Annotated in this window: 8 protein-coding genes; 3 read left to right on the top strand and 5 right to left on the bottom strand. The window is 60.6% G+C overall.

From position 1 onward, the window contains the following. Positions 1 to 115 precede the first annotated feature (115 nt). The gene (locus tag RS75_RS22460; RefSeq protein ID WP_045024631.1) at positions 116 to 994 is read left to right on the top strand and encodes a hypothetical protein; all 879 of its coding nucleotides are present in this window, start codon (positions 116 to 118) and stop codon (positions 992 to 994) included. A gap of 142 nt (positions 995 to 1,136) precedes the next feature. Here RS75_RS22460 and lysS read toward each other — a convergent pair whose 3' ends face one another. The 5 genes from lysS to RS75_RS22435 form a co-directional block, all read right to left on the bottom strand. After that, entirely contained in the window at positions 1,137 to 2,636 is a 1,500-nt protein-coding gene (lysS, locus tag RS75_RS22455) for a lysine--tRNA ligase (protein ID WP_045024630.1), read from the bottom strand. Between the two features lie 249 nt (positions 2,637 to 2,885). Continuing rightward, a complete protein-coding gene (gene gltX, locus RS75_RS22450) occupies positions 2,886 to 4,343 on the bottom strand; it encodes a glutamate--tRNA ligase (protein ID WP_045024628.1) in 1,458 nt (485 codons plus the stop codon). 191 nt (positions 4,344 to 4,534) lie between these two features. Next, positions 4,535 to 6,307 (bottom strand): SLC13 family permease, encoded by a 1,773-nt coding sequence (locus RS75_RS22445; RefSeq protein ID WP_045024626.1) that lies wholly within the window; start codon positions 6,305 to 6,307, stop codon positions 4,535 to 4,537. A gap of 174 nt (positions 6,308 to 6,481) precedes the next feature. Continuing rightward, on the bottom strand, positions 6,482 to 7,246 hold the full coding sequence (locus RS75_RS22440) for a TerC family protein (protein ID WP_045024624.1): 765 nt from the start codon (positions 7,244 to 7,246) through the stop codon (positions 6,482 to 6,484). Between the two features lie 182 nt (positions 7,247 to 7,428). Further along, positions 7,429 to 8,115 carry a TetR/AcrR family transcriptional regulator gene (locus RS75_RS22435; RefSeq protein ID WP_045024623.1) on the bottom strand — a complete coding sequence of 229 codons (687 nt, stop codon included), beginning with the start codon at positions 8,113 to 8,115 and terminating at the stop codon, positions 7,429 to 7,431. A 159-nt stretch (positions 8,116 to 8,274) separates the two neighbouring features. Between RS75_RS22435 and RS75_RS22430 the strand changes: the two genes are divergently transcribed. Beyond that, on the top strand, positions 8,275 to 9,489 hold the full coding sequence (locus RS75_RS22430) for an HlyD family secretion protein (RefSeq protein WP_045024621.1): 1,215 nt from the start codon (positions 8,275 to 8,277) through the stop codon (positions 9,487 to 9,489). A gap of 21 nt (positions 9,490 to 9,510) precedes the next feature. Continuing rightward, a complete protein-coding gene (locus tag RS75_RS22425) occupies positions 9,511 to 11,094 on the top strand; it encodes a DHA2 family efflux MFS transporter permease subunit (RefSeq protein ID WP_045024619.1) in 1,584 nt (527 codons plus the stop codon). Positions 11,095 to 11,235: the final 141 nt, after the last annotated feature.

The following is an 11,235-nucleotide window of genomic DNA, read 5'->3' as shown; positions in this document are numbered from 1 at the left end:
GTCCCGAGCTTATCCCGCCGTGTGTTCCTCATCCTTCGAGCCACGTAACGGGGTGAGGGCGATAGGCGGGGTACTTGATGTCAGGATATTGCGCGTGAAGGCTGTATTCGGACGAATGCGGTTTTCTCGCAAACTCGTTATGATTGGAGGCGGGATCCTGCTTTTGGCGGGTGCGACCGGTTCTGCTGCCGTGTTCATCGGCAGCGAGCGGCTGCTTGGGTCTGCCCATGCCTCCGCCAACGGGCTTTCATGCGACGCGGTCCAGACGGTCAACATCCGCAAGAATGGTTCCCTGTGGGTGCGCAAATTCATCCGCACCGACGGCGGCAACGGCATGGACCGGCTGAAAACCGCGCTCCGCGTTGCCCGAGCGGTTTACGACAAACAAAAGCCCGATCTGGTGCAGGTTTCCGTTCTCGACCGGAACGGCCCGCAATTGCGCTCGGAAATGCGCGGCCGCGCCATCGCGGCCCAGGTGGTGTTTATTCCAGACCCTGCGAAAATCCCTGAAGGCGCCGATGTCCAGCGTTACTCCGCCTATTATTACGATGGCGCATCGAATGGCAGCGGCCAGTTTTACGGGTTGCGCATTGATCTGCCGCTGGAAGATGCCGAAACGATGGCCGCGAGCCTGAGCGACGCGGCCGATTGCACGCCCCTGGATTCGGATGCCGCGGCCGAAGGGCACGATGGAAAGGCCGCGAAAGGCGCTGCGGGTCACGGCGAGACCAAGGGCGAGGGTACCGGCGGACACGGTGCGGCGCCGGCGGAAACCAACGAGGGCGGAACCGGTGCGGAGACCCATGGCGAACCCGCCGGCGACGAGCTTCTGACTTCGACACCCGAGGCCGAAGGTGGCAGCATCTTTAGCCTGACCTATCTGAAATCGCTGATCTTCGGAAAAGGCTCGACGACGGCGCAGGCGGCGGAGGAAGAACCGCCTGCCGAGAGTGCGCCGGCTGAAGAGCCGGGTGCGGGCAAGGCGAAGCACTAGAGGCACGCAAGAAACGCAGTCGCCCACCGAGATAGGTCGCTGATCGGTTCTATCGCGCCTATTGAATGATCGAAACCAATTCCGTTCTGAGCATGACGAAAGAGTGAAGGCGGCCGTGAGGCCGCCTTGCGGTTTCGTCCGCTTAGTCCGCCTTGTTACGGCGGGCCGGGAAGAGGATGACGTCGCGGATCGACGGCGCGTTGGTCAAAAGCATGATCAGACGGTCGACACCGATGCCGAGGCCGCCGGCGGGCGGCATGCCCTGGTCGATGGCATCGAGGAACTCGTCGTCCAGCTGCTTGTCCTTTTCGCCACGGGCATGGGCCTGTTCCAGCTGCTCCACCATGCGGCGGCGCTGCTCTTCCGGATCGTTGAGTTCGGAGAAGGCGTTGCCCACTTCCCAGGCGTTGCAATAGCTTTCGAACCGCTCGACGAGGCGCGGCTCACCCGGCACTTCCTTGGCGAAGGGCGAGATGTCCTTCGGGAAATGCGTGACGTGGCTCGGCTGGATCAGCGTGCCTTCCACCTTCTCCTCGAAGATGAAAGCAAGGCATTCGCCCCAGGTCCAGTCCTTCTCGACGGCAAAACCGGCGGCCTTGGCGGCAGCGCGGGCTTCTTCGTCGGTCTTGATGGCGAGGAAGTCGATACCGGTCGCTTCCTTCACCGCGTCAGGCATCGGTACGCGTTTGAACGGACCTTTGAAGGAGATCGTCTGGCCCTGGAACTCCACCTCGGTCGTGCCGTGAAGGGCAATCGCCAGCGTCTCGAACAGCCGTTCCACGAGACCCATGATGTCTTCGTAGTCGGCATAGGCCCAATAGCACTCCATCATGGTGAATTCAGGATTGTGCCTTGTGGAGACGCCTTCGTTGCGGAAGTTGCGGTTGATTTCGAAGACCTTGTCGGAAAGGCCGGATACCAGCGTGCGCTTCAGGTACAGTTCCGGCGCGATGCGCAGATACATGTCCATTTTCAGCGTGTTGTGGAAGGTCTTGAACGGATCGGCCGTCGCACCGCCATAGACGGTCTGCAACATCGGCGTTTCCACTTCGAGGAAGCCTTCGTCCTCCATGAAACGGCGCATGCCGGAGAGAATCTTCGAGCGCTGCAGGAAGCGCAGCTTGGAGTCCTCGTTCGCCAGAATATCGAGATGGCGCTTGCGGTAGCGCAGCTCGATATCGGAAACGCCATGCCACTTTTCCGGCATCGGCAGCAGCGACTTGGTGAGCATGGTGATCTCTTCGGCGTTGATCGTCAGCTCGCCGCGCTTGGTGCGGCGCACCTTGCCGGTCACGCCGATGATGTCGCCAATGTCGATCATCGGCAGAAGGTTGCGCGCCGCTTCCGGCGTCGTATCCTTGTGGGAGAAGATCTGCACCTTGCCCGAGGCGTCATGGATATCCATGAACATGCCGGAATTGCGCGAGGAATAAACCCGGCCCGCCACCGTCACCGTATCGCCGGTTTCGACGTCAGCCTCGACATCGGCATATTTTTCCGCCAGCTCGGCATTGGTCAGCGTGCGGTGGAAATGCGCCGGATAGACGTCGCCGATCTGCTCGCGCAGCAGCGCAAGTTTCTGGCGGCGCACTTCCGTGGCGTCGGAGGAAAGGGCGGTGGTTTCGGTTGTCTTGTCGTTCATTGTGTTCGCCTTTAGCGGCTTTGTTCGTTGCGGTTACCCTTTTCGCTCTGGGCTTACCCCCCTCTGCCCTGCCGGGCATCTCCCCCTCAAGGGGGAAGATCGGATGCCGCGCCCGCCCGTTCCATGGGCATGGTGTCAGCCACTTGTCGATCTCCTCCCTTGAGGGTGAGATGTCCGGCAGGGCAGAGGGGGGTGCCCCAAGCAGAGGGGTATTTTCAGGATGCTGCCGTTGCCGCCAGCATTAAACTATCAGCTTCCGCTGCCAACCATCGTCGCCACAACGGCAATCGCCATCTTCAGGCGCTGGCGCACCACGGAGCGGCCGAGCAGCGCCATGCTATCGAACAGCGGCAGCGAGCGCGAGGAACCGGACACGGCGACGAAGAGCGGCGGGGTCACGACGCGCAGCTTCTTGCCCGTGCGTTCGGCCAGGTCGCGCAGCTCGGCCTCGATCGCTTCCACATTCCAGTCCGGCATTTTTTCAAGGTCGGTGGCAACCGTGGTGAGGATCTCGTGGATTTCCTCAGGTTTGCTTTTGAGACCCGCAAACGAGGCAGGCGTGAGGCCAACGTCGCTCGAAAGCAGGAAGCCGGCAAGGTTCGGCAATTCGCCGAGCTTGGAAATGCGGCTCTGCGCCAGCTTCAGACCTTCGGTCAGACGGGCATTTTCCATCGCCCAATCCAGCGTGCGGGCAATGAAGTCTTCCGGCGTGAGCTTCTCACGCAGCCAGCGGCCGTTCAGCCAGTCCAGCTTCTGGATGTCGAAGATGGCGCCGGCCTTGGAAAGCGCTTCGGGGTCGAACTTCGCCGCCAGCTCTTCCATGGTCAGCAGCTCTTCGCCCTCGCCGATCTGGATGAAGAACAGGCCAAGGAAGTTCATCAGCGCTTCCGGCAGGTAGCCGAGTGCGGAATAATAGGAGATCGACGTCGGGTTCTTGCGCTTGGAAAGCTTCGACTTGTCGGCGTTGCGCATCAGCGAAAGATGCATGAACGTTGGCTGCTCCCAGCCGAAATAACGGTAAAGCAGGATGTGCTTCGGCACCGAGGCCAGCCATTCCTCGCCGCGCGCCACATGGGTGATCTTCATCAGATGGTCGTCGATGACGTTTGCCATATGATAGGTCGGCATGCCGTCGGCCTTGACCAGCACCTGCATGTCGACCGAGTCCCACGGGATCGAGACATCGCCATAAACGCCGTCATGGAAATCGCACGACCCTTCGGTCGGGATCTTCATGCGCACGACGTTGGCTTCGCCGGCGGCGACGCGGGTGGTTACTTCCTCGGCCTTCAGGTGGAGGCAAAGGCCGTCATATTTCGGCGGCTTGCCGCTCGCGCGCTGCGCCTCGCGCATCTGCTCAAGCCGTTCGGGCGTGCAGAAACAGCGGAAGGCATGGCCTTTTTCCAGCAGCTCCTCGGCATAGGGCCAGTACATCGGCTTGCGCTCGGACTGGCGATAGGGACCGTATGGGCCGCCGACATCGGGGCCTTCCGACCATGTGAGGCCGGTCCAGCGCAGAGCCTCCAGCACCTTCTGCTCATATTCCAGCGTCGAGCGGGTGGCGTCGGTATCCTCGATGCGCAGGATGAACTCGCCGCCGTGTTTCTTGGCAAAGAGATAGTTGAACAGCGCGATGTAGGCGGTGCCGACATGCGGCTCGCCGGTGGGGGAAGGTGCGATGCGGACGCGAACGCCGGAAGTAGTCATGAAATTTTGCTCATCGTGACGTGGCAGTGACATGGGGGCGAATTGGCCCTTATATCACGAAGTTTTCGTTTGAATGCGGTCAGAAATCATGCGGAAAGACACGTATCACGCGCGCTTTTGCACATTCCCGTTCGGCATCGGCTTAGGCCATATTATGCCGCAGGCGTCAAGGAAATAAGGAGCTTGGGGTCTCAGCCTACAGGCCAGACGTAAAGCAGCATCGGAATGCTGGCGATGACGATCATGATCGACAGCGGCAGGCCGAGGCGCGGATAATCGCTGAACCTGTAACCGCCCGGACCCATGACCAGCGTGTTGCACTGGTGACCGATGGGGGTGAGGAAATCGCAGCCGGCGCCGATCGCCACCGCCATCAGGAAGGCTTCGGGCCGGAAGCCGAGCGCGGTGGCAAAACCGGCGGCGATGGGAGCCATGACCAGCACGGTAGCAGCATTGTTGAGGAAGGGCGTCACCGCCATGGCGGTCAAAAGGATCATGCCGAGCGCCGCGAAAGGCGGCAACCCTTGCGCCGCATGGCCGAGCCAGGCGGCGATCAGTTCGCTGGCGCCGCTGGTGCGAAGACTGTCGCTGACGGGAATGAGGGCGGCAAGCATGACGAGGATCGGCCCGTCGATCGATTTATAGACCTCTGTCAGCGGGATCGCGCCGACGACGATCATCAGGAAGGCAGCGGCGAAAAACGCGACGGGAACCGGCACCAACCCGCTGCCGGCGGCGATCATGGCGGCCGCGAGCACGATGACGGGCAAAAGCGCGCGGCGCTGGACGCCAAGCAGGATTTCCCGCTGCGCCAATGGCAGCAGGGAAAACTCCTGCAGCACCTGCGGCAGGTTCTTTCGGCTCCCTTGCAACAGAATGACGTCGCCCGCCTGCAATGTCAGGTCGCTCAGCCTCTGGCTGACGCGCTGGCCGCGGCGGTTTACCGCGATCAGATTGACGCCGCGCGTATAGGACAATGAAAGCTCACGCGCCGAGATGCCGCTCAGGACCGATTCATTGCTGATCACCGCTTCCATGGAGATCAGGTCGACGGTTTTCTGGCCGTTCTCCATCAGCGGCTTGCCGGAAAGCAGCAGCTTCGCCTGCGAGACGATACGGTCAAGCCCCTCCGGGCTGCCCTCGAGCAGAATGGTGTCGCCGGGCTTCAGTTTCACATCGGGAAAGGGGGAGATGCGTCGCGGTCCGCGCAGCAGGGTGCTGGCGATCACGTCGCCATCCGCCTGTTTCAAAAGCTCGCGCAGCGGCCTGTCCGCATAGGTGCTGTCGGCGGGCAACGTCGCTTCGGCGGTATAGGCCGACTGGTCGAGAATATCCTCCATCGACGCCTGCTGGCGGTTGCGCACCGGCAGCAGGCGGTAACCGAACGTCAGGAAGATGATGCCGATCACCGTCAGCCCGGCGCCTACGGGGGTGAAATCGAACATCGAGAAGCTCTGCCCGGTCATTTCCTCGCGTAGCCTGGAAACAACGATGTTGGGCGACGTGCCGATCTGCGTCATCAGCCCGCCGAGCAGGGCGGCAAAGGCCATAGGCATCAGATAATAGGAAACGGGGCTGCCGGATTTGCGGGCGAACTGGAAAGCGACCGGCATCATGATGGCGAGCGCGCCGATATTCTTGATGAAGGCCGACATGATGGCGACGACGATCATCAGGAAGGCCAGTTGCAACCCTTTGGAGTGCATGTCGGGGAAATATTTCTTGATCGTCATGTCGACAATCCCCGAGCGGGCGACGGCCGAACTGACAATCAGCGCGCTGCCGACGATGATGACGATATCATCCGAAAAACCGGAGAAAGCCTTGTCGAAAGGCACCACACCAACCGCCACCGCCACCAGCAGGGCGCTACAGGCGATGACGTCATAACGGAACCTGTCCCAGATGAACGCGACCATCATGCCGGCGATCACGGTGAAGGCGAGGATCTGATCGGTCGTCATGCTGCCTGTTTGCTTTCGAGGAAGAAAAATGTGCCGTCGCCGGCTGTATCGGTGAGGGTGCATTTAAACGCAGGGCGTGGCCTAGGGTTCCCGGCGAAGAAAAAGAGTTCGGCATATGGAAAAGGCCCGCCTCGTGGCGGGCCTCAATTCAGGACATGACAGTTCTCGGCAATATCAATGCGTCGTCTTGCCGGCTGCCGCTGCCTTCTTGCGCTGTCTTGCGTTGCGCGCAAACATGTTCAGCAACTCCACCAGGGCGGAGAAAGCCATCGCGGCATAGACGTAGCCCTTGGGAACGTGGAAGCCCATGCCTTCGGCGATCAGCGTCGTGCCGATCATCATCAGGAAGGCGAGCGCCAGCATGACGATGGTCGGATTGCGCTCGATGAAGTTGGCGAGCGGGGTTGCGGCCAAAAGCATCACGGCAACGGCGAAGATCACGGCGACGATCATGATCGGCAGATGCGGTGTCATGCCGACGGCGGTGATGATGCTGTCCACCGAGAAGACGAGGTCGAGCAGCAGGATCTGGCCGATGGCCGCGCCGAAATTCATTGCCGCCGGGCCACCCACCATGTCTTCCTTGTGGTCTTCGGGATCGACATTGTGGTGGATTTCCTTGGTGGCCTTCCACATCAGGAAGAGGCCACCGGCGATCAGGATCATGTCCTTCCAGGAGAAGGCATGGCCGAAGACTTCGAAGACCGGCGTGGTGAGCTGTACGATCCACGCGACGGTGCCGAGCAGGCCGAGGCGCATGATCAGGGCAAGCCCGATGCCGATCTTGCGGGCTTTTTCGCGCTGTTCAGGCGGAAGCTTGTTGGTGAGGATCGAGATGAAGATAAGGTTGTCGATGCCGAGCACGACCTCCATGACGATCAGGGTGACGAGCGCCACCCAGGCGGCGGGGTCGGACAGAAGAGGGAGAACGGACTCCATCGGGAAATTTTTCCTTTCAGCAACAAGGCCACCCGAAACATTCGGTAGGTGGAATTTATAGCGCAATACGCGAGAAACAAGGAGATGGCTCCTGTGATTGACAGGATTTCATCGAAATTTCGCGCAAACCGCGTATCGAGCGCCATTCCGTTGCCGGTCCGGTCGCCCGTTGCTGAATGATCTCAGGCCTTGTCGGTTCCGTAAGCCGCCATGAATACCTTGACGGCGCTGGCGATCACCCTATCCAGTTCCTCGTCCGGGACAGGGCCGTCAAGCTCTCCGAACAGGCGCAGTTTGAAGAAGGTGCCGGTGGAAAGCTCGATAAATTGCCGGGCGGCCAACTCGGCGTCGTCCACTTTCAGATGGCCGATCTTGACCTGGTGTTCAATGAAATCCAAGAGCACCGTGCGCACATTGTTCGGCGCGGAGAGGAAGAAACGCTGCGCCAGCTTCGGCATGCGATCGATGACACCGATCACCGAACGCATGGCGGGGATCATGTCGGAACAGATCATCTTGTTGGCAAAAGCCTTGCCGAACTGTTCCAGCCCCTCACGTACCTCCTCGGTGCCCTCCAGAATATGGCGCATGGAGGTGGCGAATTCGTTGCGATGATGGTCGACGAGCGCAACGAACAGATCTTCCTTGTTGGAGAAGTAGACATAGATCGTGCCCTTGGAGACGCCTGCTTCCCGGGTGATGTCGTTCATGCTGGCGGCGTCGAAGCCCTTGCGCTTGAACACGCGCCAGGCGCCGGCAAAAATCTGGTCGCGTTTGGCCGGGTCTTCGCCCGCCGCAAAACGCCCGGCGGGGTTTCCCGGACAGCCAGTTTCGTTTTCCGTCTCCATATCCATGTCGTCACCTGCCATCGTTCCCGGTTCTTAGCACTGCAATGGCGTAAAAAAATTAACCAGACGTCGAACCAATCAGTTCGATAACGCTTGATATGTGTCAGGAAAGCGATTATGTCAATCGAACCGAACGGTTCAGTTCGAAAAACTTTCTTCAACCTATCACGGTACAATCTCATGTCGGCCCAGAAGAATAGCGCGGTTCGCGCCGTCAACGATGCGGAAGAGGCGGATATCTCCGCCAAGGCCGAGACCTCCCCGGCAAAGCCGGTGGAAGCCCCGCCGCAACCGCCGTCCCAGGCCCCGGCCCAGACAATCGCCCCGCCGAAGCCGAAGAAGCGTTCGCCGCTGCTGCCGATCTTCGCCCTCGCCCTTCTCGCCGGTGCCGGCTGGTATGGTTACAACTGGTGGATCGACGGCCGTTTCATGGTGTCGACGGACGATGCCTATATAGAAGGTGATATCGCGGTCATCGCGCCGAAGGTTTCGGGTTACATCGCCAGGGTGAACGTTGTCGAAAACCAGGAAGTCAAGGCGGGCGATCCGCTGGTGACGCTGGATGACGGCGATTATCGCATCGCGCTCGAACAGGCCGAAGCGCAGATCCGCACCGAGGAACTGTCGCTGAAGCGCATCGACGCGCAGATCGTCGGCGGCGAGGCATCGCAGGAACAGGCCGTTGCCCAGAAGGGTGCACTCGACGCGGCCCTTCGCGGCGCGGAAATCACCCAGAAGCGCGCCACCGAATTGCAGGCAAAGGATGTCGGCACGGTTGCCGCTTCCGACAGCGCCCAGGTTGCGCTGGATCAGGCGAGGGCGAATGTCGTGGCGGGCGAGGCGGCTATCTCGTCGGCGAAAGCCAATGTCGAGCTTCTGCGCGCCCAGCGCGAGGAAGCCGAAAGCACCATCCGTTCGCTGCAGCTTTCGAAGGACAAGGCCGCCCGCGACCTGGCCTTCACCGTGCTGAAGGCGCCCTATGACGGCGTCATCGGCAATCTGGCGGTGCAGACGGGCGATCTGGTCTCGGTCGGCAAGCGTCTTGCTTCGCTCGTGCCGATGAACGAGCTTTATATCGACGCCAACTTCAAGGAAACGCAGCTGGCCCGCGTGGTGCCCGGTTCTAAGGTCCGCGTCCATGTGGATGCCTTCGACGAGGCGACCATCGAAGGCACGGTGCAGTCGATCTCGCCCGGCTCCGGCTCGGTCTTCTCGATGCTGCCGCCGGAAAACGCCACGGGCAACTTCACCAAGGTCATCCAGCGTGTGCCGGTGCGCATCGTCTTCTCGAAGGAAGACCTTGCAAAGCACAATCTGCGCGCGGGCCTGAGTGTGGTCGTCGATGTCGACACACGCACGGCGCCGGAAAACACGAAAACAGCGCAAGCCAAGTAAGGCGTCGTTGAGGAAAAGATCATGGCGGCTACGGTTGTCGGAACGGGCGGGGCGTCAATCCCCGCCGATCCCCCGATGGACAGACGCAGGCTCATCGCTTTCTTTGCGATGGTCTTCGGCATGTTCATGTCCATTCTCGACATTCAGATCGTCTCCGCTTCGCTTGCGGAAATCCAGGCTGGCCTCGGCGCGGGTTCGGATGAGATCGCCTGGGTGCAGACCTCCTATCTGATCGCCGAGGTCATCATGATCCCGCTGTCGGGCACGCTGGCGCGCATCCTGTCCACGCGCGTGCTGTTCGCCACCTGCGCTGCCGGTTTCACCCTGTCGAGCGCGCTCTGCGCCACCGCGACCAATATCGACCAGATGATCGTCTACCGGGCGATCCAGGGCTTTATCGGCGGCGGCATGATCCCGTCCGTCTTTGCGGCGGCCTTCACCATTTTTCCGCCTTCCAAGCGGTCGATCGTGTCGCCGATCATCGGTCTGGTCGCCACGCTTGCGCCCACCATTGGCCCGACCGTCGGCGGTTATCTTTCCAATGCCTTTTCCTGGCATTGGTTGTTCCTCGTCAACATCATTCCCGGCATCATCGTCACCATCCTGACCTGGAGCCTGATCGATTTCGACAAGCCTGAAACCTCGTTGTGGAAGAAGTTCGACTGGTGGGGGCTGATCTCCATGGGCGTCTTCCTCGGCTCGCTGGAATATGTGCTGGAAGAGGGCAACAACAAGGACTGGTTCAACGACGAGCATATCGTGATTGGATCGGTCGCGATGGTCGTTGGCGCGGTGGTGTTTTTCTGGCGTGCCTTCAAGGTGGATTTCCCTGTCGTGGATATCCGCGCCTTCGCGGACCGAAATTTCTCCATCGGCTCGCTGTTTTCCTTCGTCATGGGTATCGGGCTTTACGGGCTGACCTATCTCTACCCGCTCTATCTCGGCCGGGTGCGTGGTTACGATGCGCTGATGATCGGCGAGACCATGTTCGTTTCCGGTCTCGCCATGTTCTTCACTGCGCCGATCGCCGGCAAGGTTTCGACCAAGCTCGATCCGCGGGCGATGATGGCCATCGGCTTCATCAGTTTCGGTTGCGGCACCTGGATCATGACCTATGTGACGACCGACTGGGATTTCTACGAGCTTCTGATCCCGCAGATCCTGCGCGGTTTCGGGCTGATGATGTGCATGGTTCCGATCAACAACATCGCGCTCGGCACGCTGCCGCCCGCCCGCATCCGCAATGCGTCGGGCCTGTTCAACCTCACCCGCAACCTCGGCGGCGCGGTCGGTCTCGCTGTCATCAATACCCTGCTGTCGCAGCGCACCGATGACCATTATGTGCGGCTGGCCGAACATGTCAGCTATTCCAACCCGCAGGCGCTGGAATGGTTGAACAATGTCGGGGCGAACTATGATTCCTACGGGCTCGACGGTGCTTCCGTCGCGATCAAGAAGCTGGTCGGCATGGTTTCGCAGCAGGCATGGATATTGGCCTTCGCGGATGTGTTCTTCCTGCTGACGCTGCTGTTCAGCAGCCTGATCTTCATGACCCTGTTGATTCAGAAACCAAAGGCAGCGCCGCCGCCAGACGCGGCGCACTGAACAAAATCCCCTCCCATCCACCGCAGAGCTGGGGCCGTCGGAAATGACGGCCCCTTTTTTTGACTGCCTGCCCAAAGTACGTCGCATATGGGACGAGCGAGTACGGCATGTTTCTTCTCCCCGGCCGGGGAGAAGAAACAT

The sequence above is a fragment of the Rhizobium nepotum 39/7 genome (assembly GCF_000949865.1).
GTDB classification, from domain to species: domain Bacteria; phylum Pseudomonadota; class Alphaproteobacteria; order Rhizobiales; family Rhizobiaceae; genus Agrobacterium; species Agrobacterium nepotum.
This window is presented reverse-complemented; position numbering and strand designations above follow the sequence as displayed.

Bases quoted from the DNA above. Each gene is read 5' to 3' on its own strand.
- lysS (WP_045024630.1), bottom strand. From the start codon at position 2,636: ATGAACGACAAGACAACCGAAACCACCGCCCTTTCCTCCGACGCCACG.
- RS75_RS22425 (WP_045024619.1), top strand. From the start codon at position 9,511: ATGGCGGCTACGGTTGTCGGAACGGGCGGGGCGTCAATCCCCGCCGAT.
- RS75_RS22430 (WP_045024621.1), top strand. From the start codon at position 8,275: ATGTCGGCCCAGAAGAATAGCGCGGTTCGCGCCGTCAACGATGCGGAA.
- RS75_RS22445 (WP_045024626.1), bottom strand. From the start codon at position 6,307: ATGACGACCGATCAGATCCTCGCCTTCACCGTGATCGCCGGCATGATG.
- RS75_RS22460 (WP_045024631.1), top strand. From the start codon at position 116: ATGCGGTTTTCTCGCAAACTCGTTATGATTGGAGGCGGGATCCTGCTT.
- RS75_RS22435 (WP_045024623.1), bottom strand. From the start codon at position 8,115: ATGGCAGGTGACGACATGGATATGGAGACGGAAAACGAAACTGGCTGT.
- gltX (WP_045024628.1), bottom strand. From the start codon at position 4,343: ATGACTACTTCCGGCGTTCGCGTCCGCATCGCACCTTCCCCCACCGGC.
- RS75_RS22440 (WP_045024624.1), bottom strand. From the start codon at position 7,246: ATGGAGTCCGTTCTCCCTCTTCTGTCCGACCCCGCCGCCTGGGTGGCG.